16 protein-coding genes and 1 other annotated feature are annotated in these 16,879 nt (G+C 53.1%); of the genes, 3 read left to right on the plus strand and 13 right to left on the minus strand.

What is annotated here, in order from left to right:
- Positions 1-16: 16 nt before the first annotated feature.
- Entirely contained in the window at positions 17-943 is a 927-nt protein-coding gene (dsdC, locus tag FDW97_RS15135; protein WP_069323826.1) for a DNA-binding transcriptional regulator DsdC, read from the minus strand.
- A 228-nt stretch (positions 944-1,171) separates the two neighbouring features.
- Between dsdC and dsdX the strand changes: the two genes are divergently transcribed.
- Positions 1,172-2,509, plus strand: coding sequence for a D-serine transporter DsdX (gene dsdX, locus FDW97_RS15140; RefSeq protein ID WP_085049147.1), 1,338 nt, complete (start codon positions 1,172-1,174; stop codon positions 2,507-2,509).
- 17 nt (positions 2,510-2,526) lie between these two features.
- Positions 2,527-3,849 (plus strand): D-serine ammonia-lyase, encoded by a 1,323-nt coding sequence (dsdA, locus tag FDW97_RS15145; protein WP_137351258.1) that lies wholly within the window; start codon positions 2,527-2,529, stop codon positions 3,847-3,849.
- Positions 3,850-3,860: 11 nt separating this feature from the next.
- On the opposite strand, the gene FDW97_RS15150 is transcribed toward dsdA, so the two are convergent.
- The 6 genes from FDW97_RS15150 to ibpA form a co-directional block, all read right to left on the minus strand.
- Positions 3,861-4,373, minus strand: a complete 513-nt coding sequence (locus tag FDW97_RS15150; RefSeq protein ID WP_038635697.1) for a radical SAM protein — start codon at positions 4,371-4,373, stop codon at positions 3,861-3,863.
- 14 nt (positions 4,374-4,387) lie between these two features.
- Positions 4,388-4,750 carry a DUF202 domain-containing protein gene (locus FDW97_RS15155; protein WP_085049149.1) on the minus strand — a complete coding sequence of 121 codons (363 nt, stop codon included), beginning with the start codon at positions 4,748-4,750 and terminating at the stop codon, positions 4,388-4,390.
- Complete coding sequence (locus tag FDW97_RS15160) at positions 4,740-5,087, minus strand: YidH family protein (protein ID WP_038635701.1); 348 nt, start codon at positions 5,085-5,087, stop codon at positions 4,740-4,742. Before FDW97_RS15160 ends, FDW97_RS15155 begins: the two co-directional genes overlap by 11 nt.
- Before the next feature lie 175 nt (positions 5,088-5,262).
- Positions 5,263-6,924, minus strand: a complete 1,662-nt coding sequence (locus FDW97_RS15165) for a putative transporter (RefSeq protein ID WP_038635704.1) — start codon at positions 6,922-6,924, stop codon at positions 5,263-5,265.
- 124 nt (positions 6,925-7,048) lie between these two features.
- On the minus strand, positions 7,049-7,477 hold the full coding sequence (gene ibpB, locus FDW97_RS15170) for a small heat shock chaperone IbpB (protein ID WP_005121488.1): 429 nt from the start codon (positions 7,475-7,477) through the stop codon (positions 7,049-7,051).
- 92 nt (positions 7,478-7,569) lie between these two features.
- On the minus strand, positions 7,570-7,983 hold the full coding sequence (gene ibpA / locus FDW97_RS15175; RefSeq protein WP_006687722.1) for a small heat shock chaperone IbpA: 414 nt from the start codon (positions 7,981-7,983) through the stop codon (positions 7,570-7,572).
- Positions 7,977-8,049 (minus strand) — a sequence feature (ROSE (Repression Of Heat Shock gene Expression) occurs in the 5'-region of heat shock genes and acts as an RNA thermometer to modulate expression.). It overlaps the preceding gene by 7 nt.
- A gap of 238 nt (positions 8,050-8,287) precedes the next feature.
- Here ibpA and FDW97_RS15180 point away from each other — a divergent pair.
- Positions 8,288-8,620 (plus strand): YceK/YidQ family lipoprotein, encoded by a 333-nt coding sequence (locus tag FDW97_RS15180; protein ID WP_085049150.1) that lies wholly within the window; start codon positions 8,288-8,290, stop codon positions 8,618-8,620.
- Here the strand turns inward: FDW97_RS15180 and FDW97_RS15185 are convergent, their stop codons facing one another.
- The 6 genes from FDW97_RS15185 to gyrB all read right to left on the minus strand — a co-directional run bounded on the left by FDW97_RS15185 (position 8,621) and on the right by gyrB (position 16,870).
- Complete coding sequence (locus FDW97_RS15185) at positions 8,621-9,847, minus strand: DUF3748 domain-containing protein (protein WP_085049151.1); 1,227 nt, start codon at positions 9,845-9,847, stop codon at positions 8,621-8,623.
- A gap of 136 nt (positions 9,848-9,983) precedes the next feature.
- Positions 9,984-11,105, minus strand: coding sequence for a DUF4056 domain-containing protein (locus FDW97_RS15190; RefSeq protein ID WP_170973688.1), 1,122 nt, complete (start codon positions 11,103-11,105; stop codon positions 9,984-9,986).
- A gap of 17 nt (positions 11,106-11,122) precedes the next feature.
- Positions 11,123-12,208, minus strand: coding sequence for a BamA/TamA family outer membrane protein (locus FDW97_RS15195; protein ID WP_223229564.1), 1,086 nt, complete (start codon positions 12,206-12,208; stop codon positions 11,123-11,125).
- A gap of 41 nt (positions 12,209-12,249) precedes the next feature.
- A complete protein-coding gene (locus FDW97_RS15200) occupies positions 12,250-13,260 on the minus strand; it encodes a hypothetical protein (RefSeq protein ID WP_051594498.1) in 1,011 nt (336 codons plus the stop codon).
- Between the two features lie 173 nt (positions 13,261-13,433).
- Positions 13,434-14,246 (minus strand): sugar-phosphatase, encoded by an 813-nt coding sequence (gene yidA, locus FDW97_RS15205; protein WP_038635719.1) that lies wholly within the window; start codon positions 14,244-14,246, stop codon positions 13,434-13,436.
- A 209-nt stretch (positions 14,247-14,455) separates the two neighbouring features.
- Entirely contained in the window at positions 14,456-16,870 is a 2,415-nt protein-coding gene (gene gyrB, locus FDW97_RS15210) for a DNA topoisomerase (ATP-hydrolyzing) subunit B (protein WP_006687741.1), read from the minus strand.
- Between the last annotated feature and the right edge of the window lie 9 nt (positions 16,871-16,879).

The raw sequence follows: 16,879 nt of genomic DNA on the forward strand, positions 1-16,879 counted from the left end.
AATATGCATGCCCCGCTTATTTAACCTGCTCCTGTAGCCAGCCAATAAACGCCTCGATTTTCGGCCACTGCCTGCCGGGCAGCGTGGTGATGTAGTAATGCTGATGGCATTTCAGCGCCATATCGCCAAAAGGCGCGACCAGCTCTCCGCTATCGAGGCGTTTTTGCACCAGCCTCTTACGGCCCATCGCTACGCCGATGTGATTCATTGCCGCAATCACCGCTAAATCAGAACGATCGAAACCAATGCCCGACGATGTCGGCAAATTTACCGCAAAATGCTGCGCCCAGCTGTGCCATTCATCGGTCCCGGAATCGTTGCTCCACGCCTGTCTGTCATGCAGCAACGTACAGTGCGGCAAATTCACCAGCGAGCCAGTGAGACCATAACGAGAGGCATAGTCCGGGCTGCAGACCGGCAAAATCTCTTCATCCATCAGGAAATGATGCGTGAGCTGCGCGGAGGGCGCGTCATCAAAATAGATCGCCAGGTCGATGCCGGCACGCTGCAGATTGACGTTGTCGTTCCCAGTCAGCATGGTCAGCGAAATCGACGGGTAGCGACGGGTGAAGTCGCCGAGCGCCGGAACCAGCCAACACTGGGCGATAGAGGGCCGTGAGTACACGGTGAGCGTCCCCGACAGTTCCTGATTTTTGATATCAAGAATTTCCTGGTTAAGCGTGTCCAGCGACGATTTCAGCGCCCAGAACACCCGTTTACCCTCGTGAGTCAGTTCCACTTTGCGGTGAGAACGGACAAACAGCTGAATACCCAGCTCATCTTCCAGCTGATTAATGCGGTGGCTGACGGCGCTGGGGCTTAATGACAGCTCATCTGCCGCCAGCGCAAACGACTGATGGCGGGCCGCCACTTCAAAGGTATACAGCTTTGACAGCTGCCAGCCGTTAAGTAGTCGGTTTCTGACTTCGCGTAGGGGATCCATATTCATCTCTGTCATCCTGAATCATGCGTCGGAGTGTAAAAAAAACCGCTGTAAAAATCAGCACAAAGATGATTCATAGTGAACCATATCGCACTAATGGCGTGTAATTAGACGTAAATCACTCACTTGATGCAATCTGGCTCATGTGAAAGAGGATTTATATCGTTTGTCAGACCCTGCCTTATTTTTGTCCAATAACCTCAGGTTAATCACAGGGCAAGGTGAGTTATGCACTCTCAAATCTGGGTTGTGAGCACGCTGCTGATAAGCATCGTGTTAATCGTTTTGACCATCGTGAAGTTCAAATTCCACCCGTTTCTGGCGCTGCTGTTAGCCAGCTTCTTCGTGGGTACGATGATGGGTATGGGGCCGCTGGATATGGTCAATGCCATTGAGAGCGGCATTGGCGGTACGCTGGGCTTCCTCGCCGCGGTTATCGGCCTCGGGACCATTCTGGGCAAAATGATGGAAGTTTCCGGCGCGGCAGAACGCATTGGCCTGACGTTACAGCGCTGCCGCTGGCTTTCCGCTGATGTCATTATGGTGCTGGTCGGGCTGATTTGCGGGATCACGCTGTTTGTTGAAGTCGGCGTGGTACTGTTGATTCCGCTGGCTTTTTCGATTGCCAAAAAGACCAATACTTCACTGCTGAAGCTGGCGATCCCACTGTGTACGGCGCTGATGGCGGTGCACTGTGTGGTGCCGCCGCATCCTGCCGCTCTGTTCGTCGCGAATAAGCTGGGTGCGGACATTGGCAGCGTAATTGTTTACGGTTTACTGGTGGGCTTAATGGCCTCGCTTGTCGGCGGGCCGCTGTATCTGAAATTTCTCGGTAACCGCCTGCCGTTTAAACCGGTGCCGGCTGAGTTTTCCGACCTGAAAGTTCGCGACGAAAGTACACTGCCGTCGCTGGGCGCAACGCTGTTTACCGTCCTGTTGCCGATTGGCCTGATGCTGGTCAAAACCGTTGCTGAGTTGAACATGGCGAAAGGCAGCACGCTGTATACGCTGCTGGAGTTTATTGGTAACCCGATCACCGCGATGTTTATTGCCGTCTTCGTAGCCTACTACATTCTCGGCCTGCGTCAGCACATCGGCATGGGCGCGCTGCTGACCCACACTGAAAACGGGTTTGGTTCGATTGCCAACATTCTGCTGATTATCGGCGCAGGCGGCGCATTCAACGCTATCCTCAAGAGTAGCGGGCTGGCGGATACCCTCGCGCTAATCCTTTCAAACATGCATATGCACCCAATTCTGCTGGCGTGGCTGGTGGCGTTAATTCTGCATGCTGCGGTGGGCTCTGCCACGGTGGCGATGATGGGCGCGACGGCAATCGTGGCACCAATGCTGCCGCTCTATCCCAACGTTAGCCCGGAGATCATCGCTATTGCAATTGGTTCCGGCGCCATTGGCTGCACGATCGTCACAGATTCCCTCTTCTGGCTGGTGAAGCAGTACTGCGGCGCCACCCTGAATGAGACGTTCAAATACTATACGACCGCGACATTTATCGCGTCCGTGATTGCACTGGTGTGCACATTCCTGCTTTCCTTTATTATTTAAGCGCGAAGAGACTGACTATGGAAAACATTCAAACACTTATCGCCCAGTATCCTTTAGTGGAAGATCTGGTGGCTCTCAAAGAGACGGCCTGGTTTAACCCTGGCACCACCTCTCTTGCTGAAGGTTTACCCTATGTTGGCCTGACCGAACACGATGTTCAGGATGCCCATGCCCGGCTGAAGCGCTTCGCACCGTACCTGGCACAGGCCTTCCCGGAAACCGCAGCCACCGGCGGCATTATTGAGTCTGAGCTGGCTGCAATCCCATTGATGCAAAAACGACTGGAAAAAGCATTCGGACAGCACATCTGCGGCGAACTGTTGCTGAAGAAAGACAGCCACCTGCCGATTTCCGGCTCAATTAAAGCGCGTGGCGGCATTTATGAGGTCCTGACCCACGCGGAAAAACTGGCGCTGGAAGCCGGTCTGCTGACGACAGAAGATGATTACAGCATTCTGCTTTCACCTGAATTTAAACAGTTTTTCAGCCAGTACAGCATCGCGGTAGGCTCCACCGGCAACCTGGGGATGTCGATTGGCATCATGAGCGCCCGTATCGGCTTTAAGGTGACGGTACATATGTCTGCCGACGCGCGCGCATGGAAAAAAGCCAAACTACGCAGTCACGGCGTGACGGTCGTCGAGTATGAAGAAGATTACGGCGTGGCGGTTGAACAGGGCCGCAAAGCGGCAGAGTCCGATCCGAACTGCTTCTTTATTGATGATGAAAACTCCCGCACGCTGTTTTTAGGTTACGCGGTGGCTGGTCAGCGTCTGAAGGCGCAGTTCGCGCAGCAGGGTCGCGTGGTGGATTCTGACCATCCGCTGTTTGTCTACCTGCCGTGCGGCGTCGGCGGCGGTCCTGGCGGGGTGGCGTTTGGTCTGAAGCTGGCGTTTGGCGATAACGTACACTGCTTCTTCGCCGAGCCGACCCATTCACCCTGCATGCTGCTGGGGATTTATACCGGGCTGCACGATACCATTTCCGTGCAGGACATTGGCATCGACAACCTGACGGCGGCGGATGGGCTGGCGGTGGGCCGCGCTTCGGGGTTTGTCGGCCGGGCGATGGAACGTCTGCTCGACGGTCTGTACACCCTGGACGATCAGACGATGTACGACATGCTGGGCTGGCTGGCGCAGGAAGAAGGGATTCGCCTTGAGCCTTCAGCGCTGGCGGGGATGGCCGGTCCGCAGCACGTTTGCGCCTCTGCTGACTATCAGCAGATGCACGGCTTCAGCGCCGACCAGCTCAATAACGCCACTCATCTGGTGTGGGCGACCGGCGGCGGCATGGTGCCGGAAGCCGAAATGGCGCAGTATCTGGCCAAAGGGCGATAACGCCGCTGTGCTTAACGCAGCATCGCCATCAGTTCCATCGGTGAGCGATGCTGCTTAAGCAGGTCACGCATCACGCGCATATGCGGAGCGGTATGGTTGAAGAAAGCCTGATATCCTGTACACAGCACGCCCTTTCCATTCTCCTCGCGATACGCAGGACAATCTCCATGGTAGTACTGAAACAAAGAGCATGCCTGACAGCGTGTATTCTGCAGTGTCATCGTCTGGCATTCAAACAGTGCAGTCCGACCACACCACTGGCGTAGCGTATTATCGAAAAGCTGAATAGATATTTGATTAATATCTTCACGTACCCAGATATCAAATATCGCAATTAAAAATCGCCCCCACCCGTCCGGCGTCACTGAATCTTCAGTCAGGTAACCTGAAGCATCGCGCTTAATCAAAGGAGTAAACTGTACGAGGCGAACTTTTCCTTGTTGCAAACCACGATACAATTCAACCGGTTGTAAACTTTTCTGGTGGTTAATCACCATTTCTAAAACGTCATCACTAACATCCATGTTCTCACATCCTGTCATGCAAAATTCTCGATAAATACGATAAGTTGGCGAACATGCGTTACAGCAAACAGTATTGCGAGGGATAACACCGCGAGGGAGATCATAAATTTGTCACGCACCGCGCGAGATTCAGAAAAATCACTATCACTCACATCCATGAGATTACGGCTGCGGGTATAACGCCAGAGAATAATCGCCACCAACGTCAGTATGACGATAGATATCCAGAACAGTGCCCCAGCCTGATGCCAGTTGTGCTTAATCGCCAGCGCCATTAACGCGCCATAACCCAACAACGTACGAAACCATGCCAACGATGTGCGCTCCGGTTGTAGTCCCGGATCGGCGATACGTCGCGATTTACGGCTATCCGGCATACAGCACCAGCACCATAACAATCACCGCTACAATCGTCAGCATTGCGCTGATAATGAGCAAACTGTGGGTGTAAGGCAAATCCTCTTTCAAGCGCATTGCCTTTTCATTACGTAACCAGCGCAAATAACCATAAATAGCCAGACCGCCAGCAAACAGACACAGCAACAGGGCCAATACTTCGCGAATAACTGGCGTGGCGAAATCCGGAGCCAGTTGATCCAGACCAACGCCTGCGGCCAGAAAACCTAACGAGGTGCGTATCCATGCCAGAAATGTGCGTTCATTTGCCAGCGAGAAGCGGTAATCCGGCGCTTCCCCTAGGCGGGAAATCTTCATGACGACTCCTTCAATATTGTTGTCTGGTCGTTATACCGGAACAGTTCAGCAGTATGAACCTGATTCGCAAACGGAAGAGAACGTAATGTGATGAGACAATGGAAAAAAAAGATGTGGCGAATGGCGACTTGCACCGTATCCGACCTACAGAAGATGCAGGCCGGATACGCTGTTACTAACCTATTCCCCAGAAAATCACCGCCAGCAGCTGTGGGGTGATAATCCTCAGGAACATCACCAGCGGATAAACGGTAGCATAGGAGAGCGCCGCCGCCCCGCTGGTGGCATGCAGGTTGTTAGCAAACGCCAGCGCGGGGGGATCGGTCATCGAACCCGCCAGCATACCGCACAGCGTCAGATAGTTCATTTTGGCGAAGATACGCGCCAGCAGTCCCACGGTAATCAGCGGAATGGCGGTAATAAAAATACCGTACCCGACCCAACTCAGCCCATCGCCCTGGGTCAGCGTATTAACAAAATCACCGCCGGACTTCAGGCCAACCACCGCAAGGAACAGCACAATACCTAACTCTCGCAGCGCCAGGTTAGCGCTGGGAGGCATAAACCAGTACAGCTTACCAATACTGCCAATACGCCCCAGAATTAAGGCCATGATCAGCGGTCCACCGGCCAAACCCAATTTTAACGCCACCGGGAAACCCGGGATGAACAGCGGGATGGACCCCAGTAGAACACCCAGTCCTATACCGATAAATACCGGCAGCATCTGCACCTGTTGCAGTTTTTGCTGCGCGTTGCCGACAACATTGGCAACGGCATCAATGGATGCGGGACGCCCCACCAGATTGAGGATATCCCCGAATTGCAGGCTGGCATCGCTGCTGGCCACCAGCTCAACGCCCGCACGGTTCAGACGGGAGATAACCACGTCGTAACGTTCTTTAAAATGCAGGTCGCGGATACGTTTACCCAGCACCTGTTCGTTGGTCACCACCACGCGTTCAACGCGTAAATCAGTACCTCGCGTCGACAGCGATGTGTCCACCTCCTGCCCAATCACCACCTGCGCGTTATGCAGGTCACCGGGCTGGCCGACCAGGTGTAGCAGGTCGCCCATCTGGATAATCGTCCCTGGCGACGGCACCATCAATGTCTCTTCACGTTTCAGACGCGAGCAGATGATTTTATCGCTGTTCAGAATTGGGACATCCTGAATCGCCATATTGTTGAGGTTCGGGTTTTCCACGCGGATGTTCATGGTCTGAATCAGCGCGTGTCCGTTGGTCAACGTGGATTCATGCTGCTGAGCTTCAGCATCGACGTTAACGCGGAAAATAAGGCGCATCAGCCACATCGTGAGCAAAATACCGCAGATACCAAAAGGATAAGCCATGGCATAGCTCATCCCCATCTGGTCTACAATATCTGCTGGTGTCCCCAGATCGCGCAGAATTTGCTGCCCCGCCCCCAGCGCCGGCGTATTGGTGACCGCGCCGGAGAATATCCCCAGCACCACCGGAAGGGGAATGGCAAAAATCTTATGCAGGATCGCGGTGACCAGCCCCCCCATGATGACAATCAGTACGGCAAACAGATTCAGCCGCAGCCCGGAAACGCGCAATGACGCAAAAAAGCCCGGCCCCACCTGAATACCGATGGTGTAGACGAAAAGAATCAGGCCAAATTCCTGAATGAAATGCAGCATGTCGCCGCTCAGGGTCATCCCTGCCTGATCGACAAAATGTCCGACGATAATACCGCCGAACAGCACCCCTCCGATGCCAAAACCAACGCCACGTATTTTTATGTTGCCGATCCATAATCCGACAACCGCCACCAACGCCAGAACGCTGACCGTCAATGCTATATCACTCATTATCCTGTTCCCTGTGAATAACATCATTAAGTAAATGGATTCTCGCAGAGTACAGTCGCAATGTATGGGTGGTAAAGCACAAAAAAGCCCCGTCATTTCTGGCGGGGCAAAGGCATGGAGCTATTTAGCTATTTAATGCGGGACGTTCGCTGATAGCGATACGTTGTGGGGCAATGGTTTCAGGTTCATTACGGGTCAAATCGATATGCAGCAAGCCGTTAGTAAAGCTTGCGCCGGAGACCTCCATATTTTCAGCCAGCGTAAAGCTCAGACTGAACGACTGAGTAACCAGCCCCTGGTGCAACCATTTTGTCTCTTTTTCCGGCTGCTGCGGTGTACCTTTCACCGTCAGGCGTGTGCCTTCCAGTTGAATATCCAGATCTTCCTGGCGGAAACCGGCTAACGCAAGGGTAATGCGATAGTGGTTATCATCGCTCTTTTCGATGTTATAGGGTGGGAAGCTCTGGCTTTCACCGGCGTTTTGTAACGCATTGGCCAGTTTGTCAAAACCGATCCATTGACGCAGCAGTGGGGATAAATCGTAGTTACGCATAATAATCTCCTTCTAAGAAGCGAGTAGGTACCTTTCGGCTCCCTGACGGCAAGCCGATTGCTTAGCAGGGCCGCCTGAAGCGGCCCACAGAATTAGTTGATTTCGATGCGGCGCGGTTTGTTCGCTTCGGGAATAACGCGCTCAAGATCGATATACAGCAGACCATTCACCAGGTTTGCGCCGCGAACATGAATGTTCTCCGCTAACTGGAACTTACGTTCGAAGTTGCGCTCGGCAATACCCTGATACAGGTAAGTACGTTCTTTTTGCTCATCCGCATGAGCGCCTTTTACCACCAGCAGATTGTCCTGCGCGGTAATTTCCAGCTCGCTTTCAGCAAAACCGGCAACGGCAATCGCAATGCGGTAATGGTTTTCGTCTACCAGCTCAACGTTGTACGGAGGGTAGCCGCCATTACTCTGGCTCTGGTTGTTTTCCAGCAGGTTAAACAGACGGTCAAAACCAATAGCAGAACGGTACAGCGGGGATAAATCAAAGTTACGCATAATCAATAGCTCCTGAAATCAGCGAGAATGTGAGACCTTCCATCATGGACAGGTCAGGTAGCCAGGACACCCATCAGGCATGCCCTTCTGTTGTCTACATCCTAAAAATGGGTCTTAACACAAACTTTTCAAGTGTATTCATCTGACTTTTTTTGCAGTTTGTTGTCTATTGCATACACTGGGGAGAGCAGTTGTTATCGATAAATCGCGATAGCCGCCACAGTGCGACGAAATGGTGATGTTATTTTCGCAACGGATCGCTTTAACTCACAATGCAAACACGATGAAAACAGATGAATAAACGATGATAAAAAAAATGTTGGTAACACTGACAATGTGCAGCGGGATGGCGTTTTTGAGCGGTTGTTCCAGCATAATGTCGCATACCGGAGGCAAAGAAGGGACGTATCCTGGCACACGCGCCAGCGCCACCATGATCAGCGAAAGTGATACGAATTGGGGAACGAAGTCGCTGGCGATTCTGGATATGCCTTTTACTGCGGTGCTGGATACCGTATTGCTTCCGTGGGATCTCTTTCGTAAAGATAACTCGGTGAGATCGCGCGTAGAAAAGAGCGAGGAGAGAACGCAGGCCACGAATGCCGTTATCCCCCCGGCGAAAATGACTGCACCTTAATTAACGCCCTGTTTCAGTCATCCACAGTTGGCGGAACCCTTCGACCTCTTCCATCCACGCAACCAGTCGCCCATCAGGAGAGAAGACAACCGCATCGGCCGACGGAGGGTTGCCGTGACGCGCCGTTAAAAAATCAATCTCTCCCGTCTGAGCATCACAACAGGCTATTCTGTTTTCCAGCACAAACCCCAGCCATTTCCCTGATGGATGCCAGTTGAATGCCGACTGAATACCCGTGGCGCAACGGGTAAGCTGACGCGGCTCACCACCCTGCGGTGGAATTAACCACAGCTGCACAACGCCATGGTTGTCGCGCATTAAAAACGCAATTTCAGACGTCTGCGGATTACTGCGCACCCAGTGGCGCGGCTGATTCACCAGCCCCGGAAAGGCGCGCTCATGAGTAAACGTCAGGCGACGTTGGCGAATACCGGATGGCGGCGCAGGCATTGTCGCCTCTGTGCCCTCCAGCGGAGCATCACCCGGCTGTTTCCAGCCGCTTTCATTCTGAGGCAAATCAACAATAAACAGCTCCGGCACTTTCTCACCGGTCACTGACAACGTATCGCCGATAAACGCCAGTGTGCTTTCGCCCACCCAACCTTCTTCATAGGCGCGGTTTATCTCATCGCTCCCCGGTTTTGGCGCCGGCGTCGTTTGACTCACCAGCACGCACCAGCGGCTCCCGCTATATTCACGTGGATGCTGCGCGGATACGTTCACCGGACCATACGGCGCAGCCACGCCGACGTTACGTAAATCCAGCGCCGGGGAGCGTTCATGCAGCACATGGTCGTTATAAGTAAAACTGACAAACTCACCGTTCGGGCTAAAGACATGCACATGACTGCCGCCGCGTAACGCGCCAGGCGTGTACGGCGCGGTGATATCCATCGCATCCAGATTCGTCACCTCTGCCTGCGAAACAATCACCCCACGGCGATGATGAAAGTCGTAATCCCATGTTTCATCTGGATTTTCTGGCCCATGAATAAAAACATACTTTTCCGACTTTGGATGAACGGTCACCACGCCAACATGTGCCCCCTGAGTGGCCCGGTAAATCACCTCCAGTTCGCCAGTATGAACATTAACGCGTTCAATCGTTTCCCCCGTAAAAGAGGCACCGGAAGGACGCACGTCGAAGACCAGCCACTGACTGTCCGGGGTCCAGGTGTTGATATTGGTAAGCTGATGATTACGCGGCGTAAAGGTGATTTGCTTCATGGGATGCCCTGATACAAGACGATTTAAGCAATCATACTTCACAAGCACTTCACTTGCAGGATTTAGCGTAGCGATTATCGGATTGGGTCCGGCATGTGCAGAAAACCTCCGCCAGTGAAGTTCTGGTGGAGGTTTTTTAATAAAGGAATGAATGCTCATCCACTTTCGACAGATTATCCCTGGCACCTGCAAGCGTAGCCAGCGCAGGGAAATTAGCATCGCTATACCAGGATTGTGGTAAAGGTAGCCGCGCCATGTTACTTCCGGGCCGGAGTTGAAGTTGCGCCAGCGAATCAAGGGAATAATTTCGCCAGTGATGCGGTAATGACAGGCGTAGCGGCGCGGCTTTTTCGCCCGGCACTGGCGTTGGCAAACGCGAATCACTTACATCGTAGTTTCTGTGCAGCACCAGATATTTCTCCGGCACCCGACGCTGGCTGTTCCACCACTTGCCATCCAGCATATCAAACTGAAAACGGGTTATTGTTTCTGACTTAGCTCCCAACTGCGTTAACGCCTGACGCAGTGCATTATTCATTGCCGCATCGTACATCCCTGATGTTGCCAGTTGCCCATCAAGGATCAGCGACACCGCAATTCTTGCCCCCAACAGGTTGGAGTAGAGATCTTCCGGTGAAAATGCGGAAACTTCCTCAGAAAACCCAGGAACTGACTCAAAACCGTACCATTGTGCAATTTCATGCCAGGCCGCGAGCTGAAAGGCCAGATGTGCTGCCAGCCAGGCAGCTAATGCGTAACGATCGCCCGCCGTTTCAGGTGGTGTGAAGGCGTTGAAAACGATATGCCGCTCCGCCAGTTCATCTTCGAGTCGCAACGTAAAAGGCTGACCTAACTGTGGAAGTAGATGGCTAAAAATCCAGACCGTCATATCTGCGGTATCTCGTACATGCGCGATATCGATGAAACCGCCGCGAGAGGTGTACACAATGCCATTGTGTTCATGCCCGATGCCGGCCAGGTTCACTAGCCCTAACAGCAGGCTATCGTTATAGCGATGCTCGCCAATACCATTAGCTGCCACGACGTTATTAAGTTCATAAAACGGTACCGGCATATCCAGCACCTGCGCGTGCAGGTCGTAACCAAAAGCGCAGCACGGACGTAACCCTTGGGGCGCAGGGAGCGGCGAAACAACTGGCCAGGCGGTGCTTTCGGCCTTGTCATCTTCATTTACCAACTGCAAAGGTACAGGTATCGCAGCATGGACCCCGACCGTTGCCAATAACAAGATAGTCATCAGCAGCACTTTATTGATCAAAACGCCTCTCCTACCTGAAAATAAAAACCGCTGCTCCCTTTGCCAATGCCATAATCCAGACGCACATTCACCCGCGGCTTAAATTCAAAGCGATACCCCACCCCCGCCGAGGGTAGCCAGCGTCCGTCATCCAGCGCGCTAAATGATGGCCCCATCGTCCCTGCGCCCAACCAGCCAACCACGCCATGCCGCCAGTCAAGTTTGCGGCGATACTCTACCTGCCCGCTGACGGCGTTTTTATCGCGATAGCGTCCTTCGTAATAGCCGCGCATCCGCTGATTGCTACCGAGCAGCGGCATCATGCTCCACGGCACATCCCCCTGAGTAAAGGCACCGTCCATCTCCCAGGCAAGCACATTCTTCTCGTCCAAAGAGTGATAACGGCTGTAGTGCAACTGGTATTCATCAAACCGGGTATCGCTCCCCGCATCGGGCGTATAGCGGGTATAGCGTACGTCGGCATATTGTCCCTGGCGCGGGTTAGGAACAAAGTCGCGGTCATCCCAGCTAAGTTCGACACTGCTGCCGGAACTTAGCACCGACGCGCCCTGCCCGGTATTTTCAATTTTTGGCGGATCGTTACCATCCATTTGCGCAGCATGTTGCGCGTTCAGCGACCAGCCGACGCCCAGATAGATATTAGGCGCTACCCGACGATATAACGTGGGGTGCAGATCCAGATCCTGAGCCGTATATTGCTGTTTCTGGCTGTCTTTATCTCCGGCACTAAATCCCTGCCCCCAGTACCAGGTTGGTGTATCGGTTAATGCGCCATTGAGAAAGAAACGCCAGCGATCGTCCGCAAAAAAGGCATAATTTTGCATAGTGACGCCGAAAGCGCCCGTTGAGCTAAAGTAGCCGCTGAGGGTCAGCGTCGAGTTCTGACTCACCGTGTCGTTTGGGTCTGGGCGATACATTCCCACCACCGCGGTACCTATCCCCAGCCCCAGTTCCGGAGTGTAAAATGGCCCCGGCATTACGCCCCAATCGATACCTTTACTGGCGTTAAAGTTATCGCTGGCGCCCAGTGTATTCAGCCAGCCGTCAACTTCGTCGCGGGTCGGTAATTCTGCCTGCGCAATGCAGGCGAACAGACTCACCAACAACAAGAAAGCGAGGCGGATCAAAAGCGGTACTCTCCAGCCATGAAAAAGCTGTTACGGTCGGCAAAGCCAATTTCGGTCGTCACGTTAAAGTTTCGGGTCAATTCATACTGCGCCCCGACCAGTACGTTCCAGGGGGATTGCAGATGCTGTTTAACGTCGAAACGGCCATTGCCGTCCTTATTCGCGATATCCACCATTTTCTGCAGCGTCTCAGACGGCATATTGAGATCGCTAAGGCTACCCCTGAATTCTTGCTGCACGTCCTGATACATACTGCCAATCCACAGATTCAGCTTGCCGGACGGCAAGTACAGTGCTTCCACACCCGGGGTGGTAAAGCGATAACCGACTCGCGGAGAAACCGTGAAGGCATCAATACTACCGTCAAGAATGTCAAACTGCGTCTGAGTATAATTGGCATCAAAAGCCGTAAACCAGTTACCCACACCGCCCACCAGTGTCGTCCCCACACCGTAGGTCGTGCCTTTAAAGTCGAGCTGAAACGCCAGGTTTTGCAAATTGTCTGGCGTGTGAACTTTGCGTGGCCCTTTAATGCCTACACCAATCTGCGAAACGGAGTGACCGTCGGTATAGCCCACCAGGCCATAGACGTTCATAAACGGCAGCAGCCAGGCATCCAGTTTCAGGGTTTCTGTTTTGCTTCTCTCGCGCGTATTGCCAACGTTAATTTTGAATGCGTTATCCAGCGAATGACCACCCAAAGAAAGGCCATTAAAGTTAATACTGTCTACATTAATATTCTGCCTGATATTCATGTAGTTAATATTCACACCAAACGGCTCAGGCAGGTCGTAACCACGTTTACGCGCCTCGTCACCTAAAAAGGGCAAAACGGAGTGGCTTGCAGCAGGTTTAGTCGCCGGTTTTACCGGCAAAGAAGCGGCCTGACCATCATCCTGATAATCATACAAAGGTGTTAACGTTGAGCCAGAATCCGTCGCAGCACAGGCTTGAAAAATCAAACAGGAAGACGTCATCAACACCAGGCGAATGCTTGTGTTAGTCATAAGAAAACATAGTTGCAGGCAGGAACCGCCTGAATATAAAAGAAGGTGGGAGAGTATAGAAGTTGCGTACTAAATGGGGGGATTAATGTGCGGTTTCACATCTGATAATACAAACGTGATTTTTATAACATTCTTAATGTTTTATGCCTGGCCGAAGCCAGGCATAACGCACATCAGGAGAGGACGTACTTCTCAATGGCCCAGGCAACACCGTCTTCCAGATTAGATTTCGTCACAAAGTTGGCGATCTCTTTCACCGTTGGAATGGCGTTATCCATCGCAACGCCCACGCCGGCGTATTCAATCATCGCGATGTCGTTTTCCTGATCGCCAATCGCCATAACCTCTTCGGCTTTAATTCCCAACGCATCGGCCAGCGATTTTACGCCAGTCCCTTTGTTGACGCGTTTATCAAGGATTTCGAGGAAGTACGGCGCACTTTTCAGCACGGTGTACTTTTCTTTCACTTCCGCCGGAATGCGCGAGATGGCCTTGTCGAGGATCTCCGGCTCATCAATCATCATCACTTTCAGGAACTGGGTCGCCGGATCCATTTTTTCAGCCTCACAGAACACCAGCGGAATCGTCGCGACAAACGATTCATGCACCGTGTAATAACTGATATCACGGTTAGCGGTATACAGCGTGTTGCGATCGAGCGCGTGGAAATGCGAGCCAACTTCCCGGGAGAGTTGCTCCAAATAGCGATAATCATCATAGCTCAGCGCGGTTTGCGCCACAGTACTGCCATCGCCTGCTTTCTGCACCAGCGCACCGTTGTAGGTAATGCAGTAGTCACCGGGTTGTTCCATGTGCAGTTCTTTCAGATAGCTGTGAACGCCGGCATACGGGCGTCCCGTGGTCAGCACTACGTTCACGCCACGCGCGCGTGCCGCGGCAATTGCCGTTTTGACTGCAGGTGAAATGGTGTGATCGGGCAGCAGAAGTGTGCCATCCATGTCGATAGCAATAAGTTTGATAGCCATGAGTTCCCCGGATTAAATGAGTCCGCCCTCATGCTAACGCGATTCCGCTCAAAAAACAGCTACGAAAAGGAGGATAGAAAGGGGAATCAAGATTCCCCTTTTGTAGGTCGGTTGTCGTTTGTAGGCCTGATAAGCAACGCGCCATCAGGCACAATACAACATCTTGCCGGATGGCAGCGTAAACCGCCTTATCCGGCCTACAGATTGGCTTAGATATCGATGTTCGCCGCTTTCAGGGCGTTTTCTTCGATAAATGCGCGGCGTGGTTCGACGGCATCGCCCATCAGGGTGGTGAACAGCTGGTCAGCGGCAATCGCATCCTTCACAGTAACGCGCAACATGCGACGGCTTTCCGGATCCATGGTCGTTTCCCACAGCTGTTCCGGGTTCATCTCGCCCAGACCTTTATAACGCTGGATAGCGAGACCGCGACGAGACTCTTTCTGCAGCCATTCCAGCGCCTGCTCAAAGCTGGCCACCGGCTGGCGACGCTCGCCACGTTCGATAAACGCATCATCTTCGATCAGCCCGCGCAACTTCTCACCGAGCGTGCAAATACGATGGTACTCGCCACCGGTCACAAACTCGTGATCCAGCACATAGTCGGTATCCACACCGTGAGTACGTACGCGTACAATCGGCTCAAACAGATTCTGCTCTGCGTTATGGTGAACATCAAACTTCCACAGGCTACCGTGCTGTTCTTTTTCGTTCAGCTCGGTAATCAGCGCGTTAACCCAACGGGTAACGTTCTGTTCGTTCGCCAAATCAGCTTCCGGCAGCGTCGGTTGATAAACCAGCTCTTTCAGCAGCGCTTTCGGGAAACGACGTTCCATACGGCCAATCATTTTCTGCGTCGCGTTGTATTCAGAAACCAGTTTCTCTAACGACTCACCTGAAAGGGCAGGCGCACTGGCGTTGGTGTGCAGCGTTGCGCCATCCAGAGCGATAGAAATTTGGTACTGATCCATCGCTTCATCGTCTTTGATGTACTGTTCCTGCTTGCCTTTCTTCACTTTGTACAGCGGCGGCTGCGCAATGTAAACGTGGCCGCGTTCAACGATTTCCGGCATCTGACGATAGAAGAAGGTCAACAGCAGCGTACGGATATGCGAACCGTCGACGTCCGCATCGGTCATGATGATGATGCTGTGATAACGCAGTTTGTCCGGGTTGTACTCGTCGCGACCAATGCCGCAGCCGAGCGCGGTAATCAGTGTTGCCACTTCCTGAGAGGAGAGCATTTTGTCGAAACGCGCTTTCTCGACGTTGAGGATTTTACCCTTCAGCGGCAGAATCGCCTGGTTTTTACGGTTACGCCCCTGCTTCGCAGAACCGCCCGCGGAGTCCCCTTCCACAAGGTACAGTTCGGACAGCGCCGGGTCACGTTCCTGACAGTCCGCCAGCTTGCCCGGCAGACCGGCTAAGTCCAGCGCGCCTTTACGACGGGTCATTTCACGCGCGCGACGTGCTGCTTCACGGGCACGGGCCGCATCGATAATCTTGCCGACGACGATTTTCGCGTCAGACGGGTTTTCCAGCAGGTATTCGCTCAGCAGTTCGTTCATCTGCTGTTCAACCGCCGATTTCACCTCAGAGGAGACCAGTTTGTCTTTGGTCTGCGAGGAGAATTTCGGGTCCGGCACTTTCACGGAAACCACGGCAATCAGGCCTTCACGGGCATCGTCGCCGGTGGCGCTGACTTTGGCTTTTTTGCTGTAGCCTTCTTTGTCCATGTAGGCGTTCAGGGTACGGGTCATCGCCGCACGGAAGCCTGCAAGGTGAGTCCCGCCGTCACGCTGCGGAATGTTGTTGGTGAAGCAGTAGATATTTTCCTGGAAGCCGTCGTTCCACTGCAGCGCAACTTCAACGCCGATACCGTCTTTTTCGGTGGAGAAGTAGAAGATATTCGGGTGGATCGGCGTTTTGTTTTTGTTGAGATATTCAACAAACGCCTTGATGCCGCCTTCGTAGTGGAAATGATCTTCTTTGCCGTCGCGCTTATCGCGCAGACGAATAGAGACGCCAGAGTTCAGGAATGACAGCTCGCGCAGACGCTTCGCCAGAATGTCGTATTCGAACTCGGTCACGTTAGTGAAGGTTTCATGGCTTGGCCAGAAACGAACCTGAGTACCCGTTACTTCCGTTTCGCCTGTTACCGCCAGCGGCGCCTGCGGCACACCATGCACGTAAGTTTGCTGATGCACTTTGCCTTCACGACGAATCACCAGCTCCAGTTTCTGCGACAGGGCGTTAACGACGGAGACACCTACGCCGTGCAAACCACCGGAAACTTTATAGGAGTTATCATCGAATTTACCGCCTGCGTGCAGAACAGTCATGATAACTTCCGCCGCCGAAACGCCCTCTTCCGGGTGAATACCGGTTGGGATACCACGGCCATCATCGGTAACAGACACGGAGTTGTCCGCGTGAATCGTTACCACGATATCTTTACAGTGACCCGCGAGCGCTTCGTCGATAGCGTTATCTACCACCTCGAATACCATGTGGTGCAGACCGGTGCCGTCATCCGTGTCGCCGATATACATACCCGGGCGCTTACGCACCGCATCCAGCCCTTTCAGGACTTTGATACTGGAGGAGTCATAAGAATTCGACATCAACGTTTC

The sequence above is a fragment of the Citrobacter sp. wls708 genome (genome assembly GCF_005281255.1).
GTDB classification, from domain to species: Bacteria; Pseudomonadota; Gammaproteobacteria; order Enterobacterales; family Enterobacteriaceae; genus Citrobacter; species Citrobacter werkmanii.